The sequence below is a fragment of the Micromonospora sp. WMMD980 genome (genome assembly GCF_029626035.1).
Classification (GTDB): domain Bacteria; phylum Actinomycetota; class Actinomycetes; order Mycobacteriales; family Micromonosporaceae; genus Micromonospora.
In genome coordinates, this window is sequence record NZ_JARUBE010000003.1 from 4580803 (window position 1) to 4602878 (window position 22076).

Genomic DNA, 22076 nt, shown 5'->3' on the forward strand with positions numbered 1-22076 from the left:
CGCCCCTCAGCCCCCGTGGACGCAGCGGATCTGGCGCGCGCGGAACACCGCTGGCCAGTGCCTTTGGAGCTGACATCAGAAACGACTCAACCGGAGTTCACGCGTCTACGGCCCGGTACAGAACCGCTTGATATCACCAACGACTCAGCTCTAAAGGCGCTGGAACCGAACAACCTGCACAGCGCCGGAGCGCAGGCACAGGCCCAGCGACCGAGCCCGGGTACGAGCCGCCGCCCCAGCGCGGGGACAAGCCGCCGCCCGAGCGCGAGGACCAACCCGGCGCCGAGGCCGGGAACACCTCAGCCGATGAAGGGTGGGACGGCGATCTCGCCGCGCGCCACCGGCATCACCTGGCCGGAGACCGTCGCGCCGACCGCCGTCCCGCCCGCCGCGGTCACCGTGCAGGACAGCGACGAGGGCCGGTTGATCTCGATGCCCTGGCGCACCGCGTAGGGCGTCCGGCCCTCGCCGGGCAGCAGGCCGCTGGCGACCAGCCAGACACCCAGGCCCAGGGCGGCCGAACCGGTGGCCGGGTCCTCCGGAACGCCGATCCCGGGCACGAAGACCCGGGCGTGCGCGGTTTGCGACTCGGGGTCCCAGGAGAAGAGGCTGACGTGCTCGACGCCGTACCGCTCCGCCGCCGCCGTGTTCAAGCGTGCCCGGGCCACGGCGTCGGGACGTACCGGAAGGTAGGGAAACTCCAGCCCGCATCCGGCGACCCGCGGCGGCGGACCGGCGTGGTCGGCAGCGGTCAGGCCGACGATCTCCAGCAGCGGCTCCGGGTCGAGTTCCGGGCCGAGGGTCGGCGTGCCCCCGGTCAGCGTCGCGCCGGTCGCGGTCACCTCGATCGGCAGCACGCCCGCGCCACACTCCTGGGTGACCCTGCCCACACCGAAGACGCCGCGCCGGCCGGCGGTCACCGCCGCACCCACGCTCGGGTGGCCGGCGAACGGCAGCTCGTCGGTCGGCGTGAAGATCCGGGCCCGGTAGGTCGCGCCGGCCTGCGTGGGCGCCAGCACGAAGACCGTCTCGGACAGGTTGAACTCCAGCGCGAGCGCCTGCATCTGCTCGGTGGCCAGACCCTCCGCGCCGAACACCACGGCCAGCGGGTTGCCGGCGAACGGGCGGTCGGTGAAGACGTCCACGATCTCGTAGGCCAAGGTCGACATGCTGTTAGAGAGTAGGCCCTTAGGCTGGTACCCGTGAGCACGCCGAACCGGGTCTACATCGCTCGACTCGCCGGAGTCGCCGTCTTCGACCCGAACGGCGACCAGGTGGGCCGTGTCCGGGACGCGGTCGCCCGGATGCGTCCGACCCAGCGCCCGCCGGAGGTGGTGGGGCTGGTGGCCGAGATGCCGATGCGGCGACGCATCTTCCTCTCCATCAACCGGATCACCTCGATCGAGCCGGACGCCGTGGTGCTCGGCAGCGGCACCCTCAACCTGCGCCGCTTCGAGAAGCGCCCGAACGAACTGCTGGTCCTCCAGGAACTGCTCGACCGGCGGGTCCAGCTCGACACCGGGCGGTCCAGCTCGGTGGTGGACGTGGGCATGGAGTGCAGCCGGGGCGGCGAGTGGGCGCTGACCCGGGTCGCCGTGCGCGAGCAGACCAGCCGGCTCACCCGCCGCGGCCACCTGCACCAGGTCGAGTGGGACCGGGTCCGGGGCCTCGGCGTGGTGGGCGACAACCGGGGTACGGCGAACCTGCTCGCCGTGCTGGAGGACATGCGCCCGGCCGACCTCGCCAACGCACTCCAGGATCTGCCCGACGCCCGGCGCAACGAGGTCGCCGCCGCGCTGGACGACGAGCGCCTGGCCGACGTGCTCAGCGAGCTGCCCGAGCGCGACCAGGTAGAGATCCTGGCCGCGCTGGACCGGGAACGCGCCGCCGACGTGCTCGAGGAGATGGACCCGGACGACGCCGCCGACCTGCTCAACGAGCTGCCCCCGCCGGAGCAGGACGTGCTGCTCGACCTGATGGAGCCGGACGAGGCCGACCCGGTGCGGCAACTGCTGCGCTACGCGTCGGGAACCGCCGGCAGCGTGATGACCTCGGAGCCGGTGATCCTGCCGCCGGACGCCACGGTCGCCGAGGCGCTGGCCCGGATCCGCGAGGTGCAGCTCTCGCCCGCGGTGGCCGCGCAGGTCTTCGTGGCCCGTGCCCCGTTGACCACGCCGACCGGGCGCTACCTGGGTATGGTGCACTTCCAGCGGTTGCTCCGCGAACCCCCGGCCGACCTGCTCGGCGGGATCGTGGTCAACGACATCGACCCGCTCCGCACCTCGACCCCGCTGACCGAGATCACCCGCCGGATGGCCACCTACGACATGGTGGGCATGCCGGTGGTGGACCGGAACAACCGGCTGGTCGGCGCGGTGACCGTGGACGACGTGCTGGACCACTCCCTGCCGCGTGACTGGCGGGACCGGGACGCGGCGCCGACCCCGTCCGCCACGGACGACGGGACCGTGGACGATGACTGAGCAGCGACGCGGGGAACGGCTGGACCAGCCGCGCGCCCCGCGGGGCCTGCACCTGCCCCGGATCGACGCGGATTCGTTCGGCCGCTGGGCCGAGGGCATCGCCCGGGGCATGGGCACGGCGAACTTCCTCGTCTACATGACGCTGATCCTCGCCGCCTGGTTCCTGTGGAACACGCTGGCCCCGGCGCACCTGCGCTTCGACCCGTACACGTTCACGTTCCTGACCCTGGTGCTCTCCCTGCAGGCGTCGTACGCGGCCCCGCTGATCCTGCTCGCGCAGAACCGGCAGGCGGACCGGGACCGGGTCTCGCTGGACGAGGACCGGCGGCGGGCCACCATGCAGAAGGCCGACACGGAGTACCTGGCCCGCGAGATCGCCGCCCTGCGGATCGCGATGGGGGACGTGGCGACCCGAGATTTCCTCCGCTCCGAACTGACCCGGCTGGCCGAGGAGTTGGACGAGGCGGCCGAGCGGCGGCGCAAGCTGGACCGGCGGCAGCAGGAACAGAAGATCCGGCGACCGGCCGGCGGCGAACCGCTCGACGAGCCCCGCGACGAGCTGGACGGTGATTACGCCCACGACGGCCGGCAGGAGAGCCCGACGTAACATTGCGGGCATGTCAGCACCCGTCAGCACCGTCTCCGACGCGATCCAGGCCGCGCTGGCCACCGTCAACGACCCGGAGATCCGTCGGCCGATCACCGAACTCGGCATGGTCCGTTCCGCCGAGCGCGACGACGACGGCCTGGTCCGGGTCGAGCTGCTGCTCACCGTGGCCGGCTGCCCGCTGAAGGACAAGCTGCGGACCGACATCACGGCCGCAGTCGGCGCGGTGCCCGGGGTGAGCGGCGTCGAGATCATCTTCGGGGTGATGAGCCCGGAGCAGCGCCAGGAACTGCAGTCGAAGCTGCGCGGCGGCGGCACGGCCGAACCGGTGATCCCGTTCGCCCAGCCCGGCTCGCGGACCCGCGTCTACGCGGTCGCCAGCGGCAAGGGCGGCGTCGGCAAGTCCAGCGTCACGGTCAACCTGGCCGCCGCGCTGGCCGCCCGGGGCCTGTCGGTGGGCGTGGTGGACGCCGACATCTACGGCCACTCGGTGCCCCGGATGCTCGGCGCGGACGGCGCGCCGACCCGCGTCGAAGACATGATCATGCCGCCGCAGTCGCACGGCGTGAAGGTGATCTCGATCGGCATGTTCACCCCCGGCAACGCGGCCGTCGTGTGGCGCGGCCCGATGCTGCACCGGGCGTTGCAGCAGTTCCTCGCCGACGTCTACTGGGGCGACCTGGACGTCCTCCTGCTCGACCTCCCGCCGGGCACCGGTGACATCGCGATCTCGGTGGCCCAGTTGCTGCCGAACGCGGAGATCCTGGTCGTCACCACCCCGCAGGCGGCCGCCGCCGAGGTGGCCGAGCGGGGCCGGCGCCATCTCGCTGCAGACCCACCAGCGGGTGGTCGGCGTGATCGAGAACATGTCCTGGCTGGAGCTGCCGGACGGCACCCGGATGGAGGTGTTCGGGTCCGGCGGCGGCGCGGCGGTGGCGGAGTCCCTGACCCGGACCATCGGCGCGCAGGTGCCGGTGCTGGGGCAGATCCCGATGGACACCCGGGTCCGGGAGGGCGGCGACGCGGGCCGGCCAATCGTGCTCTCCGAGCCGGACGCGCCGGCCGCCAAGGCCATGTTCGACGTCGCCGACCGGCTCGCGGTGCGCCGTGAGTCACTGCTCGGCAAGCCGCTCGGCCTCAAGCCCGCTGGCCGCTAGACGCGATCCACCGCTCCCCCGCCGCCCCTTCCCGGTCCGACCGGGGAGGGGCGGTCCACGTCGTGGGCCGGTGGATCAGGTGGCGTCGTCGTAGGAAGGGCGGGGCGCCGGCGGGGTGGGCGCGGCGGGCGTCGCCACCGCCGGGCGCGGGGAGCCGTTGCGCAGGTCGGCCGCCTTGGCCACGTCCTTCAGCTCGTCGTGCACACCGGTGACGTCGGAGCGGAGGTTGTCGTACATGCTCTGCAGCGGCTTGCGGATCGCCTGTTCGTCGTCCTCGCTGAGGAGGTGCTTGCGGATGAACGCCTTGGGGTGCAGATCCTCCAGCTGGATGTCCGTGCCCAGCTCGCGGCTCAGGTCACCGGTGGCGTTGCGCGCCATGTTCCGCAGGTTGCGGACCATCCGGAGGCCGTCGTTGATCACGTTGGGCAGCCGGTCCCCGAAGATCAACAGTGCCAGGAGCAGCAGGACGCCGATCTCCCACCAGTTCAGGTTCTCGAACACTCCGGCCTCCTCGTCCGTGTCAGGGCAAGCCTACGCACGTGCGGGGATCCTCGGGGAGGGGGTGACCGGTCCTCACTTCGCGTCCGCGGCGAGCGTCACCGAGGTGTTCTGCCGAGCCGACCCGCGCCGGTACTCCACCGCCACCACCGACCCCGGCGCGTACTTGCGCACCAACGCCACCAGGTCGGTCGGGTCGGTCATCGGATGGCCGTCCAGCCGGAGCACCACGTCGCCGGTGCGCATCCCGGCCGCCGCCGCCGGGCCGGCCGGCTCGACCGCGTTGAGGCGGACCCCGCCGCCGGTGGCGCCGGTGCCGCCGACCGCGGCGCCGATCACCGTACGCCGGGCCTTGCCGGTGCCGATGATCTCCTCGGTGACCCGCTTGGCCTGGTTGATCGGGATGGCGAAGGCCAGGCCGATGTTCCCCGCCTCCTGCCCGTCGGCCACCAGCGACTTGATGGTGGAGTTCACGCCGACCACCCGGCCGCCCCCGTCCACCAGCGGACCGCCGGAGTTGCCGTGGTTGACCGCCGCGTCGGTCTGGATGGCCGCGTAGTAGCGGGTCGGGCCGCCCGGCTCCCCCGCCTGCATGGTGCGGTCGAGCGCGCTGACGATGCCGGCGGTGACGGTGTTGGTCAGCGACAGCGGCGAGCCCATGGCCAGCACCGGGTCGCCCACCGCGAGCGCGTCCGAGTCGCCGAACTGCACCGGGGTCAGGCCGCTGCGGCTCACCTTGATGACCGCGATGTCCGACTCCGGGTCCTGCCCGACCACGGTGCCGGCCGCGGTGCTGCCGTCGTTGAACAGGACCGTGGCCTTGCCCGGGCCGTCCGCGACCACGTGGTCGTTGGTGACGATGTGCCCCTCGGCGCTCACCACGAAGCCGGAGCCCTCGCTGGTGCCGCCGAGACTGGCCACCCGGATGGTGACCACGCTGGGCAGCACCCGCTCGGCCACCCCGGCCAGCGACTCGGGCTTGCGCTGGGCGAGCGCCGGAGCTTGACCGGCCTGGGCGCCGAGCGTCGGCACGTCCCCGCCGCGCAGCACCGCGTAGGTCAGGGCGCTGCCGAGCGAACCGGCGAGCAACGCGGTGATCAGTGAGACGAGCACCACCTGGCGCAGGCCCGGCCGGGTCGGCAGGTCCGGGTCGGTGACCGGCTCCGGCTCGGCGGACCCGTCGGGCGCGGCGGCCGGCACCACCACGGCCGCGGGCGCGTAGGGATCCCGCCACGGGTCCGCCAGCGCGTCGGTCCACCAGGGCGACGTCGTCGCTCCCCCGGCACCCTGCGGCGGCGGCCCGGGGGCCGGCCCACCCGCCGGCGCCCCGGCTCCGCCGGGCCGGCGCCAGTCCCAGCCGTCGGTCACGTCGTGCCTCCCACTCCGTCCCGCACGCCCCGCGCCGGGCGCCGGCGGAGCCGGACGACCGTGGCGCGCGGGAACCCATCCAGGATTGCACGGATGCCCCGGCTGGAGTCAGGGGTTGCCGCCGGTGATCGTCCGGCGGCCGACTCGCGGCTGCGCGGCTACCGGGTCGCCTCTACGCTCACAGTGCCAACCGACCCTTCCCACCAGACCCACCCCGGAGGTGTCCCATCGCCATGGTCGCCGGTCACGGCAGTTCGACGGCCCAGGCGCTGCAGTTCGCCGAGTCGTACGTCACCGAGGACATCGTGCTGCGCACGGCCCGTGCGCTCGCCCACGAGGTGGGCGTGGAGGCGGTGACGCCGGGCGCCGGCGCCGCGCTGCGGCTGCTCGCCGCCGCCGGCAACGCCCGGGCGGTGGTCGAGATCGGCACCGGCACCGGGGTCAGCGGCGTCTGGCTGATGCGCGGCATGCGTCCCGACGGCGTGCTCACCACGATCGACGTGGAGGTCGAATACCAACGCCTCGCCCGGCGGTTGTTCCAGGAGGCGGGCTTCCCGTCGGGGCGTACCCGGATCATCACCGGTCGGGCCCTCGACGTGCTGCCACGCCTCGCGGACGGCGTCTACGACCTGGTCTTCGCCGACGCGGCGGCGACCGGCTTCGCGGCGTACGTGGACGCCGCGCTGCGGCTGCTGCGCCCCGGCGGGGTGCTCGCGCTCAACGGCGCGCTGGCCGCCGGCCGGATCGGCGACCCGGCCGCGCGGGACGTGGAGACGGTCACCGTCCGCGAGACGATCAAGGCGATCCGCGAGTCGGAGCACTGGGTGCCCGCGCTGCTGCCGGTCGGCCACGGCCTGCTCGCCGCGGTGAAGAGCTGACCCGAGCCGGTCAGCCCAGCGTCGCCAGCCAGCGCAGCAACCCGCGTACGCCCCAGCCGGTGGCACCCTTGACCAGTTCGCCGTGCACGTCGTCGGACCACGAGGGGGCGGACATGTCCAGGTGTGCCCAGCGGTCCCGCAGCTCGCCGGTGAACTCCCGGAGGAAGAGCGCGGCCACCACCGAGCCCGCACCGCGCGCCGGCGAGCTGTGCAGGTCGGCGACGTCGCTGGCCAGGTATTCCAGGTAGTCGTCGGGCAGCGGCATCCGCCAGGCCCGCTCGCCGGCCGCGTCGATCCCGGCCAGCAGGCTGGCCGCCAGGTCGTCGTTCTCGCTGTAGAGCGCCGCGTGCCGCTTGCCCAGGGCCACCGCGTTCGCCCCGGTCAGGGTGGCCAGGTCGACCAGCAGGTCGGGCTTCAGCTCACGGACGGCGTACGCCATCGCGTCGGCGAGCACGAGCCGGCCCTCGGCGTCGGAGTTGGTGCTCTCGCTGGTCAGCCCGCCGTAGTGGCGGATGACGTCGCCGGGGCGGAACGCCGAGCCGCTGACCATGTTCTCGGCCAGCGGGGCCAGCGTGGTGATCCGGACCGGCAGCCGCAGCGCGGCGGCGCCCAGCGTCGCGGCGACCACGGCGGCAGCGCCGGCCATGTCCTTGCGCATCAGCTTCATGGCCGGCACCGGCTTGATCGAGATGCCGCCGGTGTCGAACGTGATGCCCTTGCCCACCAGCACCACGTGGGTACGCGCGTCGGCCGGCCGCCAGTCCAGCTCGACCAGGCGCGGGCCGCGGGCGGAGCCGCCCCCGACGGCGAGGATCCCGCCGAAGCCCTCGTCCGCCAGCTCGCGCGGGCCCCGGACGCGCAGGTGCAGGTCGGGTCGGCCGGACGCGGCGGCGGTCACCTGGTCGGCGAACCACTCCGGGTGCTTGGTCGACGAGGGGGTGTTGGTCAGGTCGCGGGCCAGCCAGGTCATCTCGGCGGTGGTGCGGGCCCCGGCCAGCGTGTCGGCCAGCGCCTCCGGATCGGCCACCAACAGGTCCACCCGGGCCAGGGCGGGTCGCGGGCCGGCCTCGGTGAGCCGGAAACGGTAGGAGCCGAGCAGCAGGCCCTCGACGAGCCCGCGCAGCGCCGCGGCGTCGTCGGCGAGCGAGATCGTGATCTGCGTCTCATCCACCGCGGCGCGGGCCAACGCGGCGCCCGCGCAGCGCCAGGCCGGCTCGTCGCCGTCGCCCACGCCGAGCAGCCAGAGGCGGGACGGGGCGCCACCGGGGCGAAGGTGCTCGCGCACCTCGCCGGCGGCGCCGGTGAGGCGGGTGGCGGGCAGCAGCGCGGCCGCCTCGGCCCCTACGTCGTCACCGGGCGGGCGCGCGGTCGGCGCCAGCTCGGGCGGGGCGTCCGGCCCACCGGGACGCACGGGCAGGACGAGGGTGTCGGGCCGGGTGGACCCGCTCACCAGACGAATGGCCAGCACGCTGGACCGTACCTCCGAAAACGCTCTAAGCGGGACACATTGCCGCTTGCCGGCCGATGAAGGCCCTGAGCCACCGGCCAAGCCGGTGGCTCAGGGTAGGACGAACCGCCCGCGCGGCGCGTGCCGCGCGGACCGCTCCTCGCATCAGCCGGCGGCCGCCTTCAGCGCGTCACCCAGCGCGGTGGCCTCGTCGGGAGTCATCTCGACGACGAGCCGGCCACCACCCTCCAGCGGGACCCGCATGACGATGCCCCGACCCTCCTTGGTGACCTCCAGCGGACCGTCGCCCGTCCGCGGCTTCATCGCCGCCATGTTGTCTCCCCTCAGACCTACGCCAGGGTCGGTGGGTTGCCCCACAGCCACTTCGCCATCGCCGCCCGCAAACGTCGCGGAGGCGTCGAGAGACGATTTTCCCTGATGAACACCGCCGGACCCAAACCGAAGCAGCATTGATGTAACAGCATCTAGCTTATCTTGGATAGGCCTGTCACAATGTGCGGTCATGCAGGCACGGTCGGCACTCTTCGACCTGTACGGCGACCACCTCCGCGCCAGGGGTGGCCGCGCACCGGTCGCCGCGCTGGTCAAGCTGCTGGCGCCACTCGGGATCGCCCCACCGGCGGTGCGCACCGCCGTCTCCCGGATGGTCCGCCAGGGCTGGCTGGAACCCCTCCGGCTCGCCTCCGGACCGGGATATTCGATCACCCCGAAAGCGGGCCGTCGACTGGACGAGGCGGCCTCCCGGATCTACCGGACCGGTCGGCACAGTTGGGACGGACGGTTCGATCTTCTCGTCCTCGCGGCCCCCGCCTCGCGGCGGGACCGGCAGCGGCTCGCCGCCAACCTCACCTTCCTCGGCTACGGCACCCTCGACGACTGCACCTGGGTGGCCACCCGCCCGGGAGAGGACGTCGACCTGCTGCTCGCCGAGGCGGGCGTGCGCTTCGAACGGTTCACCGCCGCCCACGCGGCCGGCACCCCCGGCGCGATGGGCGTGGTCCGCCGGGCCTGGGACCTGACCGAGATCGGCCGGGCCTACGAACGCTTCGTCGCCGAGCAGAAGCCGCTGCTCTCCGGCGTCACGGTCCGCAGCAGCGACGAGGAGGCGTACGCGGCCCGGTTCCGGCTCGTGCACGCGTGGCGTACCTTCCTGTTCCGGGACCCGCAACTGCCCCCGGCGCTGCTCCCCGAGCGTTGGCCGGGCACCAGCGCGGCCGGGTTCTTCGACCGCCACGCGGCCCGGCTCCGGCCCGCCGCCGACCGGTACGTCGAGCAGTGCCTCGACGCCAGCAACCGCCTCGCCCGACAGAAGGGTCGTTAGAAACGTGACCGAGCCGTTGCTCGTCGACCGCACCGACGCCGTCGTCACCCTGACGCTGAACCGCCCGACGGCGATGAACTCGCTCGACGTGGCGCTCAAGGAGGCGCTCCGGGACGTCCTGGCCGAGTTGGAGACCGACCGCTCCTGCCGAGCGGTCGTGCTGGCCGGCGCGGGCGGCTCGTTCAGCGCCGGGCAGGACCTGCGGGAGCACGTGCGGACCCTGGAGTCGGCGGACGCCCGACCGCTGGACACCGTGCGGGCGCACTACAACCCGATCGCCGCCCGGCTGGCCAACCTGCCCAAGCCGGTGGTCGCGGCGGTCCGGGGCATGGCCGCCGGCGCCGGCGCGTCGCTTGCGTTCCTGGCCGACTTCCGCATCGGCGGCCCGAAGACCCGGTTCCTGATGGCGTTCGCCGGCGTCGGGCTCGCCGCCGACACCGGCGCCTCCTGGACGCTCCCCCGCCTGGTCGGCCACGCCAAGGCGGTCGAGCTGCTGATGCTCGCCGAGCCGGTTGGCGCCGAGGACGCCTGCCGGCTGGGTCTGCTCACCCGGCTGGTGGACGACGACGAGCAGGTGCTCCCGGCCGCGCAGGAGCTGGCCGCCCGCCTCGCCGCCGGCCCGACCGTCGCCTACGGGGCGATCAAGCGCCAGCTCTCCGTCGCCGACGCCGGCACGCTCGCCGACGCGTTGGCCGCCGAGGCGCAGGCCCAGGCGATCTGCGGGGCCACCACCGACCACAAGGCCGCGACCATCGCCTTCGTCAACAAGCAGAAGCCGGTCTTCGAGGGCCGCTGAGCGCGGTCAGTCGTCCTCCTCCGGATCCTGGTTGGCCTCGACGCCGAGCACGAACGCCTGCATGGCCAGCTCGTCACCGGAGGGCGAGACGAACGCCGGCAGCTCACGCGGGCCCAACTCCTGCACGTAGGACCAGAAGATGCGGACCGCCTCGGCCCGCGAGGCCGCCTCGATCGGCAGGTCGAGGCTGACCAGCCAGGTGCGTCGCGCGGGCGGCGGCCCGAGCCGGTCGGCCAGTGCCCGCCAGCGCGCCGGGTCGAGCGCGACGACCGGGCCGTCCAACGCCGGGCCGTCGACCGGCACCGGCTCGTCGAGCGCCCGACGGATGTATGTCACCACGAGCGCGCCCGCCGTCGCGTCGGACTGCGGGTCGTCCGGGTCCTCCCGGCCCCCGACGCCGGCCCGGGTGACCCGGCCGAGCGCCACCAACCGCAGCGGCTCACCGATCAGCACCGCCACCCGGTCACCGGGGCGGGGGCGGGCCGCCGCCGGCAGCCCGGTCAGCTCCAGCACGTCGTGGTGCACCAGCCGCTCGGCCTGGTAGCGCTGGTCGGGCAGCAGCACCGCCCAGGCGCCCGCCGTGGGATCACCGTCGGTCGTCCCGCTCGTCCGCGGCTCGGTATCGGTCATGCCCCAATCCCATCACGCCGCCGGGTCACCGCTCGGGCCGGTCGCCGTTCACGTGGCAGTCGGCGAGGTGGTCGTCCACCATGCCGGTGGCCTGCATCAGCGCGTATGCCGTGGTCGGGCCGACGAAGCGGAAGCCCCGCTTCTTGAGCGCCTTGGCCAGCGCGGTGGACTCCGGGGTGAGCGCCGGAACCTCGGCGAAGGACCGGGGACGCGCCGGCCGGGGCGGGGGAGCGAACGACCAGAGCAGCGCGGAGAGGCCCTCGGGCAGGTCGAGCGCGGCGCGGGCGTTGGCGATCGCCGCCTCGACCTTGGCCCGGTTGCGCACGATCCCGACGTCGGCCAGCAGCCGGGCCTGCTCGGCCTCGCCGTAGCCGGCGACCGTCTCGATCCGGAACCCGTCGAAGGCGAGCCGGAACGCCTGCCGCTTGCGCAGGATGGTCAGCCAGGACAGGCCGGACTGGAACGCCTCCAGGGTCAGCCGCTCGTAGAGCGCGTCGTCGCCGCGTAGCGGCCGCCCCCACTCCTCGTCGTGGTAGACGGCGTAGTCGGGGGTGCTCGCTCCCCAGGCGCAGCGGGGCAGCCCGTCGGCGCCGGTCACCAGGTCAGTCACGCCGTACACGGTAGGCCAGGGCACCGACAGGCCGGGCCCGCCGCCCAGCCCGGCGTGCGGCTCAGGGCAGGCGGCCCTGCTCGACCAGCCGGGCGAACCGCTTCAACGCCTGGGTCAGGCTGAACTTGGAGCCGGGCCAGAGCACCGGCCAGGCCACCCGGCCGGCCGCCCCCCCGGGCAGGTGGAACCACTCGTGCCAGACCACCTGGGTGCGGTCGCGGTCCATCGGGGTGCAGCGCAGCACGCCCGGACCGCGCAGCAGCCGGCCGCAGTGCACCACCCCGACCTCGTAGGGCGCGTCGACCCGGACCACCCGCATCTCGTCGCGCAGCGCGGCCGGACCGAGGGCGGTGACCGCCTCGATCAGGCTCCCCTCGCCGCCGTCGCCCTCGACCACCCGGACCGTGGTGAACGGGATCCAGTCCGACTGCCGTTCCCACGCGGTCAGCGCGGCGAACACCCGCTCGGCCGGCGCGTCGACGATCACCGTGGCGGTGACCTCCGCGGCGCCGGGCTGGGCCGCCTCGGCGAAGCCGGCGGAGCCCTCCGCGCCGGTCACGCCGACTCCGAGCGGACCGCCGCCCCGCGCTCCCGGTCGCCCTCGACGGTCGTGGGACCGGTCGTCCCCACCGGGCCGGCGTCGCTCGCGCCCGCCGGGACGGTGTTGTCCTTCACCGCGGCGGCGGCCGGCGCTTCCGCCACACCCGCCTCCGCGGCCCCGGTGCCCGTGTGGTCAGCGCCGGCCGACGGCCCGGGCGCCGACAGGTCGATGGTCATCGGGTCGGCGGTCGACTGGTCGGCTTCGTCGGGGATGGCCGTGGCGGCCTCCTCGCGCGCCCGGCGGAGCGCGTCGGCGTCCTCGGTCCGCCCCTCCCGCAGCGCGGTGTTCTCGGCCTCCAGCACGCCGATCAGCTCCGACTTGTAGCCGATGTCGTAGGCGGCCCGCCGGAGCGCGGCGTCGACCTGGGCCATCCGGTAGCCGCGCAGCGCGGTGTCGAACCGGACGTCGGTCACGTCCGACTCGTCGAGCGGGCGGGCGCCCGGCAGGGGCACGGACCGCCCGTCCGGCTCGGCCGGCACCAGGCCCGGGTCTCGCCCGGAGACCAGCACCGTCACTCCGAACACCACTGCCGCGACGGTCAGCGCGACGACCAAGAGGAGGAGAACCTGACCCATGCAGAGATCGTGGCATGCTGACCGGGTTCGGGCGAGCCCTCCGCGGCCTCCGGTCCGGAAACAACGCGACCGCGCGCCAGGCGACACACCACATCGACGCTGCTCGATCAGCGCCGCTCACTCTCCGTGTCGAGTTTCAGAAGAGACTCCAAGAAAATGCGGTATGCCTCTCGGTCATAATTATGACCGAGAGGTATACCGCTCACCGGCGATGCCCTCTCTCCGGCGCGACACGCCCACGGCGCCGGCCGGGCAGTCCGCAAGACTGCCCTTCGAGCCGCGATCTTCCACACTCGAAGGGCCGTTTCGTACCACGATCTCGGAGCGGGTCGATGCGGGGCGCGGAGACGAGGAGACGGGTATGGCGGGCATGGGCGGGGCGTTGCGGCTCGGTGGGCGGACCTTCGCCCCGGGCGAGCTGGTGGTGATGGCGATCGTGAACCGCACGCCCGACTCGTTCTTCGACCGGGGTGCCACGTTCGCGCAGGACAGCGCGTTGCGCGCGGTCGAGCGGGCGGTGGCCGACGGCGCCGAGATCGTCGACGTCGGCGGGGTGAAGGCCGGCCCGGGCGACGAGGTGGACGTGGCCGAGGAGATCCGCCGGACGGTGGACACCATCGCCGCGGTCCGGTCCGCCTTCCCGGACGTGGTCCTCTCGATCGACACCTGGCGGGCCGAGGTGGCGGTGGAGGCGGTCGCGGCCGGCGCGGACCTGCTCAACGACACCTGGTCGGGGGCCGACCCGGCGCTCGCCCGGGTCGCCGCGGCGACCGGCGCCGGGCTGGTCTGCTCGCACGCCGGCGGGCTCGCGCCGCGGACCCGGCCGCACCGGGCGGCCTTCGACGACGTGGTGGCCGACGTGCTCGACACGGTCACCGCGCTCGCGGAACGGGCGGCCGGGCTGGGGGTACGGCGGGACGGCATCCTGATCGACCCGGCGCACGACTTCGGCAAGAACACCAGACACTCGCTGGAGATCACCCGGCGGCTCGCCGAGCTGGCCGACAGCGGCTGGCCGCTGCTCGTGGCGCTGTCGAACAAGGACTTCATCGGCGAGACGCTCGACCTGCCGGTGCCCGAGCGGCTGGAGGGGACGCTCGCCGCCACCGCGGTCTCGGCCTGGCTCGGCGCCCGGGTCTTCCGCGCCCACCAGGTCCGCGAGACCCGACGGGTGCTCGACATGGTGGCGTCGATCCGGGGTGACCGCCCGCCGGCGGCGACCCGGCGCGGGCTCGCCTAGGATCACGTCCAGCGCAGGACGCCACGCCGCCAGGCGTAGAGGATGCCGAGCGCGACGATCGCCACGAAGACGCCCATCTCCACCACCGTGGTCTCACCGAACCCGGGCCGGTCGAAGACCAGTGCCCACGGGAAGAGGAAGACCGCCTCCACCGCGAACAGGACGTAGAGATAGGCGTAGACGTAGTAGCGGATCTGCATCTGGGCCCAGTCGCCGCCGACCGGGTCGAGCCCGCACTCGTACGAGGCCCGCTTGCCCCACGGCTCGGCCGGGCGGGCCGGACGTAACACCCGGTTCGCCGAGAACGCCGTGACGAAGAAGAGCACTGCGGCGATCAGCAGCAGACCGAGCGTGGCGTACGAGCCGAGATATCCGGTCACGACCGGAGCGTACCGGTCCCGTCGAGGCGTCTCGGACACGTTACGAATTCGTTTCCTGGCGGGACTAGTGCCGGATGGCGACGGTCCCCGAATAATGAGAGCTCGTCGCAACGTCCCCCGGAGGACAGATGACCCGCCCACGCGTCCGACCCGTACCACGGGTCGCGCTCCGCCGAACCCTCGCGCTGTTCGCGCCCGCGCTGATCGCCGCGGCCGCAGCCGTCGTGGCGGTGGCACCGGGCTGGGCCGCGGCGGCCCCGGCCGCCGCGGGTGGGGTGGTGCGGCTGGCCGAGCCGGCCGCGCCGGGTGACCCGGGCGGCGATCCCGGCGGCGAGCCGACCGAGCCGACGCCCACCGGCGACGCGACCACCACCGCGCCCACGCCGACCACCGCGCCGCCGACGGAGGAGGCTCCGCCGCCCACCACCCCGCCGGCGCCGGCCACCACCACCGCGGCGCCCCCGCCGCCGACCACGGTCCCGCCGGTGCCGACCACCACCGCGCCGACCACCACCGCCCCGGCGCCGCCGCCGGTCATGCCGCCCGTGCAGCCCCCGCCCCCGCCGCCACCGCGCACCCAGCCGGCCGGCGGGCCGCTCGGGGTGCAGGTGAGCACGGACGACGTGGTGCTGACGCCGGACTACTGGAACGCCGACAGCACGGTGACCACGCTGCGGGTCACGGTGACCAACACCGGCGCGCGGGCGGAGCAGGTCAGCCTCGGCTACACGCTGCCGGCCGGCCTGGCCGACGCCGGCACTCCCGGCTGCGTCGCCGCCGGCGGCGGCAACCACCGCTGCGGCGGGTGGACCGCCTCGCCGGGCGCCCGGTTCAGCACCACCATCCGGGTCCGGATCGCCGGGGACGCCTGGCGGACCATGCCGCTGAGCGGGTCGGTCCAGGTCACCGCCGTCGCGCCCGGGGTCGACGGCGCGGCGTACGACGACGAGGGCTTCGCGGTGCTCTTCCCGCCCGGGCCGCCGGTGCCCGGCATCTCGCTGCGCGCCGACGAGGTCCTCTTCGACATCAGCGGCGCGCCGAGCACACTCACCGTCCGACTGGGCAACACCGGCGAGGTCGACGCCGCCGGCCGGGTGGAGGTGCTCCTTCCCGCCGGGGTGACGGTGAACGGCGACGGGTGCGCGCCGGCGGCGCCGGACCGGACCCGGTGCGAGATCGGCACGCTGCCGGCCGGCCGGACCGCCACCCTGCGGCTGCCGGTGACCGCGTCGGCGGAGGCCCAGCGCATGGCCCCGCTCGCCGGCGCGGTGATCGGCCGGTTGGATCCACGCAGCGGGCACCAGCGGCAGGTCCAGATGAGCTTCCGGATCAGCGCGGCGGCGGCCGGCTCCACCCCGGCGGCCGGGGCGCCCACGCCCACCGGCTCGCAGGGGGTGTTGGCCTCGTCCGGTCGCTCCGCCGACGACGACTCCTCGACCCGGCGCATCGCGATCGCCCTCATTGTCATGTCGGGACTGCTCGTGGTGCTCGCGCTGGCGTTGGCCACCCGTTCGCTGCGCCGCCGTAGCGACATCACCGTGCCGGGGCCGACGGCGGACCACTGACCACCCCCTAAATGTGGTGACCTGGATTACGGGGTGCGGTACTAAACCCCGCAAAGCAGGGCATACACCGGCCGAATCGAGTCTCACACGTCGGACCTCCACCAAGGCGGCCCTAACCGGCCGACGTAGGCTCTGACGTGAGAAACGGAGCGGGCCGTGCCGGCGGAGGTGACGGCGCTCAGCGAAGCGAGGTGCGGGAGTGACCAAGCAGATCCGTCAGCTGGACCGGGTGGTCATCCGGTTCGCCGGCGACTCCGGTGACGGCATGCAGCTCACCGGCGACCGATTCACCTCGGAGACGGCGCAGTTGGGCAACGACATCTCCACGCTGCCCAACTTCCCGGCCGAGATCCGGGCGCCCGCCGGCACGCTGCCGGGCGTCTCGAGCTTCCAGGTGCACTTCGCCGACTACGACATCCTGACGCCCGGCGACTCCCCGAACGTGCTGGTGGCGATGAACCCGGCCGCGCTCAAGGCCAACCTGGCGGACCTGCCGCGCGGCGCGGACATCATCGTCAACACCGACGAGTTCACCCGGCGCAACCTGGCCAAGGTCGGCTACGCCGGCAGCCCGCTGGACGACGACTCGCTCGCCGGCTACGCGGTGCACCCGGTCGCGCTCACCTCGATGACGGTCGGCGCGCTGGCCGAGCACGAGGTCTCCAAGAAGGACGCCGAGCGAGCCAAGAACATGTTCGCGCTCGGGCTGTTGAGCTGGATGTACTCCCGCCCCTACGAGTCGACGCTGCGGTTCCTGGAGCGCAAGTTCGCGGCCCGGCCGCAACTGGTGGCGGCGAACGTGGCCGCGTTCCGGGCCGGCTGGAACTTCGGTGAGACCACCGAGGACTTCTCGGTGCGCTACGAGGTCAAGCCGGCGAAGATGCTGCCGGGCACCTACCGCAACATCACCGGCAACGCGGCGCTGTCGCTGGGCCTGGTGGCCGCCGGCGTCCGCTCCGGGCTGCCGGTGTTCCTCGGCGCCTACCCGATCACCCCGGCGTCGGACATCCTGCACGAGCTGAGCAAGCACAAGAAGCTCGGCGTGGTCACCATGCAGGCCGAGGACGAGATCGCCGCGGTGGGTGCGGCGCTCGGCGCGTCGTACGGCGGCTCGTTGGGCGTGACCACCACCAGCGGCCCGGGCGTGGCGCTGAAGAGCGAGACGATCTCCCTGGCGGTGGCGCTGGAGCTGCCGCTGGTCATCGTCGACGTGCAGCGGGCCGGGCCCTCCACCGGTATGCCCACCAAGACCGAGCAGGCCGACCTGAACATGGCCCTGTACGGCCGACACGGTGAGGCGCCGGTCGCGGTGATCGCCCCGAAGTCGCCGTCGGACTGCTTCCACGCCGCGCTGGAGGCGGCCCGGATCGCGCTGACCTACCGGACCCCGGTCATCCTGCTGTCGGACAACTACGTGGCGAACGGCTCCGAGCCGTGGCTGCTGCCGGACGTCGAGTCCCTGCCCGACCTGCGGGTCGAGTTCGCCACCCGACCCAACGGCGAGGACGGCACCACCTTCCTGCCCTACCTGCGCGACCCGCAGACCCTGGCCCGCCCGTGGGCGGTGCCCGGCACCCCCGGCCTGGAGCACCGCATCGGCGGCCTGGAGAAGGCCGACAAGACCGGCGACATCTCGTACGACCCGACGAACCACGACTTCATGGTCCGCACCCGGGCGGCCCGGATCGAGACCATTCCGGTGCCGGACATCGAGGTCGAGGACCCGGACGGCGACGCCCGGGTGCTGGTGCTCGGCTGGGGCTCGACGTACGGGCCGATCGGCGCCGCCTGCCGGGGGCTGCGTCAGCGCGGCCTCCAGGTGGCCCAGGCCCACCTGCGGCACCTGGCTCCGATGCCGGCCAACCTCGGCGAGGTGCTGCGCTCCTACGAGCGGGTGGTCGTCCCCGAGATGAACCTCGGCCAGCTCGCCCACGTGATCCGGGCGCGGTACCTGGTCGACGCGATCGGCTACAACCAGGTCCGCGGCCTGCCGTTCACCGCCGCCGAGCTGGAGACGACGCTGGAAGAGGTCCTGAAGAATGTCTGAGCCCGTCGCCCTGAAGCTCACCGCCAAGGACTTCAAGTCCGACCAGGAGGTGCGCTGGTGCCCCGGCTGCGGCGACTACGCCATCCTGGCGGCCGTGCAGGGTTTCATGCCGGAGCTGAACATCGCCCGGGAGAACACCGTCTTCATCTCGGGCATCGGCTGCTCGTCGCGCTTCCCGTACTACATGAACACGTACGGCATGCACTCGATCCACGGCCGCGCCCCGGCGATCGCCACCGGCCTGGCGGTCTCCCGACCGGACCTGTCGGTCTGGGTGGTCACCGGTGACGGCGACGCGCTGTCCATCGGCGGCAACCACCTGATCCACGCGCTGCGCCGCAACGTCAACCTGAAGATCCTGCTGTTCAACAACCGGATCTACGGGCTGACCAAGGGCCAGTATTCGCCGACCTCCGAGGTCGGCAAGATCACCAAGTCGACCCCGGTCGGCTCCGCGGACGCGCCGTTCAACCCGCTGTCGCTGGCGCTCGGCGCCGAGGCGACGTTCGTGGCCCGGACGCTCGACTCGGACCGCAAGCACCTCCAGTCGGTGTTGCGGGCCGCCGCCGAGCACAAGGGCTCCGCGTTCGTCGAGATCTACCAGAACTGCAACATCTTCAACGACGGCGCGTTCGAGCCGTTGAAGGAGCCGGCCACCCGGGACGACTTCCTGATCCGGCTGGAGCACGGGCAGCCGATCACGTTCGGCCGCGACGGGCAGTTCTGCGTGGTCCACCCGCCGGGCGGCTTCGGGCTCGAGGTCCGGGAGACCGCGACCACCCCGGCGGAGGAGATCGTCGTGCACGACACGACCGTCGCCGACCCGGCGTACGCGTTCGCGCTGTCCCGGCTGCCCGGGCTCGACCTGCGCAACACCCCGCTCGGGGTGTTCCGCGCGGTGGAGCGGCCGGCCTACGACACGGTGGTGCAGGAGCAGGTCGCCGCGGCGCGGGCCGATGTCGACCAGACCCCGGAGCAGCAGCTCTCCGCGCTGCTCGGCAGCGGCGACACCTGGACCATCCTCTGATCCTCGGCTGATCCGCGCAGGCGTGGGCGGGCCGTTCCGACCCGGAACGGCCCGCCCACGGTCGTCTCAGACCCCGGCGGTAACCGGCGTCCACAGCTCGTCGATGGCCCGCTCGGCGGCCGCGAGGCTCGCCTCGTGCAGCGGGATCAGCTCGGCCATCGCCGGGTTGACCGGGGCGAGGGTCAGCTCGGCCGAGATGAACCGCGGCTCCAGGCCGGTGCGGGACAGCCCGTGCGGCAGCCAGGGCTCGGCGTGGTCCCACCCCTCGCGCGGGGTGCCGGCGCCGTAGCCGCCGCCCCGGGTGCCGAACACGATGAACTCACGACCGCCGAGCAGCCCGGCGCCGGTCTCCGGGTCGAGCGCGATGCCGGGTGCGATCAGGTGGTCGACCCAGGCCTTGACGCTGCTCGGCGGCCCGAAGTTGTAGAGCGGCAGGCCGAGCAGGACCGTGTCGGCGCCCTTGACCTCGGCCACCAGCTCCTCGGTGAGCCGCCAGGACGCCCGCTGCTCCGGGCTGTGCTGATCGGGTGGGACCGACCGGGCGAGGCCACCCGCGGTGTCGAGGTGCGGCAGCGGGTGCTGGCCGAGGTCCCGGTAGGTGACCGTGCCGCCCGGGTGGGCGGCGCGCCAGGCCGCGGCCGCGCGGGCGGTGAGCCGCCGGCTGACCGACCGCTCGCCGGTGATGCTCGAGTCGATGTGCAACAGGTGTGCCATTGATTACTCCTCCACAGATCGTTCGTGTAGCACCAACTATTTATAGCAGGCCGATGTTCCTCGTTCCGCGTAGACTGAGTCACATGTCAGCCGGGCCCGCCGAGTCGGGGCGTCGCTCCGGGCCACTGCTGCAACATCTGGCCCGGCGGATGCTGCTGCGCTCGGAGTCGGCGCTGACACCGCTCGGGCTGCGCCCCCGGCACCTGGTGGCGCTCACCGTGCTGCGCGAGTCGGACGGCATCAGCCAGCAGGGTCTGGCCGGCACGCTCCAGATCGACGGCACCAACGTGGTCGGGCTGCTCAACGACCTGGAGGCGGGCGGCCTGGTCGAGCGGCGCCGCTCTCCGGAGGACCGCCGCCGGCACGTGGTGAGCCTGACCGCGGCGGGCGCGAAGCGGCTACGCGAGGCGGAGTGCGCGCTCGCCGACGCGGAGAACGACGTGCTGGGCGCGCTGGCACCCGACGAGCGGGACCAGCTCTACGATCTGCTGCGGCGCGCCAGCCAGGGCTGCGCGGCGCAGTGCACCGAGGCGGTGCCCGACACCTGCTGAGCGGAGCGTGACGGGCCCGCCCACCGCCTCGGCGGAGGCCGGCGCCAGGTGTGACGCGGGACGGCCGGGTTCAGACCGTGGTGGTCGCCTGCGGCCGGTCGTCGCGGACGTGGACCAGCATGTCGCCGGTCTCGATCACCGCGCCGGCGCGGTCGTTGAGCGTGACCACCTTGCCCCGGCGCACCAGCGCGATGACCAGCGACTCCAGCTCACGCGGCGAGCGGCCCACCTCGCTGCGCTCGGCCGAACGCATCGCCAGCGCCATGCCCTGCCCGGGAGTGAGCAGGTCCTCCACCACGTCGATCAGCGGCGGGGCCGAGGTGGAGAGGCCGAGCAACCGGCCGGCCGTCGCCGACGAGACGATCACGTGGTGCGCCCCGCTCTGCTTGAGCAACGGCGCGTTCTCCGCCTCCCGGACCGCCGCGATGATCCGGACCTGGCCGGCGGTGAGCTGCCGGACGGTGAGCGCCACCAGCACCGACGCGTCGTCGCTGTCGGTCGCGATGATGACCGCCTTGGCGGTACGGACGTGCGCCTCCTCCAGCACCGACGAGCGGGTCGCCGAGCCCTCGATCGTCACCAGTCCGTTCGAGGTGGCCTGGCGCAACGCCGGCCCGCTCCGTTCGACCACGACGATCTTGGACTTGTCCGCCCCGTTCTCCAGCAGCGCAGAGACCGCACTGCGGCCCTTGGTGCCGTAGCCGCAGATGATGACGTGGTCCTTCACGGTTCTCCTCCACCGCGACAGGCGACGGCCGGTCCGGTACTGCTCGGTCAGGACTTCCAGGGTGGTGCCGACCAGGATGATCAGGAAGATCACCCGGGCCGGGGTGATGAAGAGGACGTTGATCAGGCGGGCCGAGGGGCTGGCCGGGGTGATGTCGCCGTAGCCGGTGGTGGAGAGCGAGACCACCGTGTAATAGAAGCAGTCGAGGAGGCTCAGCCCGTCCTCGTTGACGTCGCGGTAACCGTTTCGGTCGAGCCAGACGACGAAGACCGTGGCGAAGACCAGCCCCAGGGCGGCGAGCAGGCGCAGACTCAGCGCGCTCAGCGGCCCACGCCGTTGCGCGGGAAAATGGATCACCGTCGGTCCCGCTCCGCCACCGTCGCCTGCACGCCCTCAAGATAGCCGGTACGCCCCGAGTCGGCCGGGCGGGCCGGGGACCGGCCCTCGCGCCACGAGCGGTAAAGATCTCGTCACATTCATCGACGCGTTGGCGGGTGAGACTCAGAACCCGATCGTGACGAGGGGGAGTCGCATGCGCGCACGTATGGCACTGACCACGCTGGCCGTGGTCCTGGGGACGGCCCTGGTGGGGACGCCGCCCGCGGTGGCGGGCCGGCCCGGGGACCGCCCGCCGGAGACGACCCGGCCGACCCGGCCGAAACCCACGGTCGCCCCGTCGCCGACCGTCTCCCCGCGCCCGACCGCTCGCCGACGCCCACGGTGCGCCCGACGCTGTCCCCGTCGCCCACCGTGCGCCCGACGCCGACCGTCTCCCCGACACCCACCGTGCACCCGACGCCTACCGCGTCACCGACCGTCATCCCGGCTCCCAC

22 protein-coding genes and 1 pseudogene are annotated in these 22076 nt (G+C 73.4%); 11 read left to right on the forward strand and 12 right to left on the reverse strand.

The window, feature by feature from the left end; genetic code table 11:
• Positions 1 to 299 precede the first annotated feature (299 nt).
• Positions 300 to 1169: a PhzF family phenazine biosynthesis protein gene (locus O7618_RS21515; RefSeq protein WP_278107935.1), complete on the reverse strand. Its 870-nt coding sequence runs from the start codon at positions 1167 to 1169 to the stop codon at positions 300 to 302.
• A 33-nt stretch (positions 1170 to 1202) separates the two neighbouring features.
• On the opposite strand from O7618_RS21515, the gene O7618_RS21520 reads away from it, so the two are divergent.
• From O7618_RS21520 to O7618_RS21530, 3 genes and pseudogenes are all read left to right on the forward strand, one after another.
• Entirely contained in the window at positions 1203 to 2483 is a 1281-nt protein-coding gene (locus O7618_RS21520; protein WP_278107936.1) for a CBS domain-containing protein, read from the forward strand.
• A complete protein-coding gene (locus tag O7618_RS21525) occupies positions 2476 to 3090 on the forward strand; it encodes a DUF1003 domain-containing protein (RefSeq protein ID WP_278107937.1) in 615 nt (204 codons plus the stop codon). The genes O7618_RS21520 and O7618_RS21525 overlap by 8 nt, the downstream gene beginning before the upstream one ends.
• A 10-nt stretch (positions 3091 to 3100) precedes the next feature.
• A pseudogene (locus tag O7618_RS21530) lies at positions 3101 to 4247 on the forward strand (Mrp/NBP35 family ATP-binding protein).
• Positions 4248 to 4322: 75 nt separating this feature from the next.
• Here O7618_RS21530 and O7618_RS21535 read toward each other — a convergent pair.
• A complete protein-coding gene (locus O7618_RS21535) occupies positions 4323 to 4748 on the reverse strand; it encodes a preprotein translocase subunit TatB (protein ID WP_278107938.1) in 426 nt (141 codons plus the stop codon).
• A 72-nt stretch (positions 4749 to 4820) separates the two neighbouring features.
• A complete protein-coding gene (locus tag O7618_RS21540; RefSeq protein ID WP_278107939.1) occupies positions 4821 to 6113 on the reverse strand; it encodes a trypsin-like peptidase domain-containing protein in 1293 nt (430 codons plus the stop codon).
• A 233-nt stretch (positions 6114 to 6346) separates the two neighbouring features.
• Here O7618_RS21540 and O7618_RS21545 point away from each other — a divergent pair, with 233 nt between their 5' ends.
• Positions 6347 to 6991 carry an O-methyltransferase gene (locus O7618_RS21545; RefSeq protein WP_175441281.1) on the forward strand — a complete coding sequence of 215 codons (645 nt, stop codon included), beginning with the start codon at positions 6347 to 6349 and terminating at the stop codon, positions 6989 to 6991.
• Between the two features lie 10 nt (positions 6992 to 7001).
• Here the strand turns inward: O7618_RS21545 and O7618_RS21550 are convergent, their stop codons facing one another.
• Both O7618_RS21550 and O7618_RS21555 read right to left on the reverse strand, forming a co-directional pair.
• Positions 7002 to 8459, reverse strand: a complete 1458-nt coding sequence (locus O7618_RS21550; RefSeq protein WP_278107940.1) for a leucyl aminopeptidase family protein — start codon at positions 8457 to 8459, stop codon at positions 7002 to 7004.
• A gap of 144 nt (positions 8460 to 8603) precedes the next feature.
• Complete coding sequence (locus O7618_RS21555) at positions 8604 to 8771, reverse strand: DUF3117 domain-containing protein (protein WP_013283866.1); 168 nt, start codon at positions 8769 to 8771, stop codon at positions 8604 to 8606.
• Between the two features lie 190 nt (positions 8772 to 8961).
• Here O7618_RS21555 and O7618_RS21560 point away from each other — a divergent pair, with 190 nt between their 5' ends.
• Both O7618_RS21560 and O7618_RS21565 read left to right on the forward strand, forming a co-directional pair.
• The gene (locus O7618_RS21560; RefSeq protein WP_181571519.1) at positions 8962 to 9780 is read left to right on the forward strand and encodes a PaaX family transcriptional regulator C-terminal domain-containing protein; all 819 of its coding nucleotides are present in this window, start codon (positions 8962 to 8964) and stop codon (positions 9778 to 9780) included.
• A 4-nt stretch (positions 9781 to 9784) separates the two neighbouring features.
• Positions 9785 to 10576: an enoyl-CoA hydratase-related protein gene (locus O7618_RS21565; RefSeq protein ID WP_278107941.1), complete on the forward strand. Its 792-nt coding sequence runs from the start codon at positions 9785 to 9787 to the stop codon at positions 10574 to 10576.
• Positions 10577 to 10582: 6 nt separating this feature from the next.
• On the opposite strand, the gene O7618_RS21570 is transcribed toward O7618_RS21565, so the two are convergent.
• From O7618_RS21570 to O7618_RS21585, 4 genes are all read right to left on the reverse strand, one after another.
• On the reverse strand, positions 10583 to 11206 hold the full coding sequence (locus tag O7618_RS21570; protein ID WP_278107942.1) for a hypothetical protein: 624 nt from the start codon (positions 11204 to 11206) through the stop codon (positions 10583 to 10585).
• Between the two features lie 25 nt (positions 11207 to 11231).
• Positions 11232 to 11816: a DNA-3-methyladenine glycosylase I gene (locus O7618_RS21575; RefSeq protein WP_278107943.1), complete on the reverse strand. Its 585-nt coding sequence runs from the start codon at positions 11814 to 11816 to the stop codon at positions 11232 to 11234.
• A 61-nt stretch (positions 11817 to 11877) separates the two neighbouring features.
• A complete protein-coding gene (locus tag O7618_RS21580) occupies positions 11878 to 12375 on the reverse strand; it encodes an SRPBCC family protein (protein ID WP_278107944.1) in 498 nt (165 codons plus the stop codon).
• Positions 12372 to 12992, reverse strand: a complete 621-nt coding sequence (locus O7618_RS21585) for a DivIVA domain-containing protein (RefSeq protein WP_278107945.1) — start codon at positions 12990 to 12992, stop codon at positions 12372 to 12374. The genes O7618_RS21580 and O7618_RS21585 overlap by 4 nt, the downstream gene beginning before the upstream one ends.
• Positions 12993 to 13362: 370 nt before the next feature.
• On the opposite strand from O7618_RS21585, the gene folP reads away from it, so the two are divergent.
• Positions 13363 to 14232 carry a dihydropteroate synthase gene (gene folP, locus O7618_RS21590; RefSeq protein ID WP_278110108.1) on the forward strand — a complete coding sequence of 290 codons (870 nt, stop codon included), beginning with the start codon at positions 13363 to 13365 and terminating at the stop codon, positions 14230 to 14232.
• A gap of 2 nt (positions 14233 to 14234) precedes the next feature.
• Here folP and ndhC read toward each other — a convergent pair whose 3' ends face one another.
• Positions 14235 to 14612 (reverse strand): NADH-quinone oxidoreductase subunit A, encoded by a 378-nt coding sequence (ndhC, locus tag O7618_RS21595; protein WP_278107946.1) that lies wholly within the window; start codon positions 14610 to 14612, stop codon positions 14235 to 14237.
• A 128-nt stretch (positions 14613 to 14740) separates the two neighbouring features.
• Here ndhC and O7618_RS21600 point away from each other — a divergent pair, with 128 nt between their 5' ends.
• The 3 genes from O7618_RS21600 (at position 14741) to O7618_RS21610 (ending at position 19251) form a co-directional block, all read left to right on the forward strand.
• Positions 14741 to 16177 (forward strand): hypothetical protein, encoded by a 1437-nt coding sequence (locus O7618_RS21600; RefSeq protein WP_278107947.1) that lies wholly within the window; start codon positions 14741 to 14743, stop codon positions 16175 to 16177.
• 199 nt (positions 16178 to 16376) lie between these two features.
• Entirely contained in the window at positions 16377 to 18224 is a 1848-nt protein-coding gene (locus tag O7618_RS21605) for a 2-oxoacid:acceptor oxidoreductase subunit alpha (RefSeq protein ID WP_278107948.1), read from the forward strand.
• Positions 18217 to 19251: a 2-oxoacid:ferredoxin oxidoreductase subunit beta gene (locus O7618_RS21610; protein WP_278107949.1), complete on the forward strand. Its 1035-nt coding sequence runs from the start codon at positions 18217 to 18219 to the stop codon at positions 19249 to 19251. Before O7618_RS21605 ends, O7618_RS21610 begins: the two co-directional genes overlap by 8 nt.
• Positions 19252 to 19317: 66 nt before the next feature.
• Here O7618_RS21610 and O7618_RS21615 read toward each other — a convergent pair whose 3' ends face one another.
• Positions 19318 to 19965 (reverse strand): NAD(P)H-dependent oxidoreductase, encoded by a 648-nt coding sequence (locus O7618_RS21615; RefSeq protein WP_278107950.1) that lies wholly within the window; start codon positions 19963 to 19965, stop codon positions 19318 to 19320.
• Positions 19966 to 20048: 83 nt separating this feature from the next.
• On the opposite strand from O7618_RS21615, the gene O7618_RS21620 reads away from it, so the two are divergent.
• A complete protein-coding gene (locus O7618_RS21620) occupies positions 20049 to 20516 on the forward strand; it encodes a MarR family winged helix-turn-helix transcriptional regulator (RefSeq protein ID WP_278107951.1) in 468 nt (155 codons plus the stop codon).
• Between the two features lie 70 nt (positions 20517 to 20586).
• Here O7618_RS21620 and O7618_RS21625 read toward each other — a convergent pair whose 3' ends face one another.
• On the reverse strand, positions 20587 to 21600 hold the full coding sequence (locus O7618_RS21625) for a potassium channel family protein (protein WP_278107952.1): 1014 nt from the start codon (positions 21598 to 21600) through the stop codon (positions 20587 to 20589).
• Positions 21601 to 22076 lie beyond the last annotated feature (476 nt).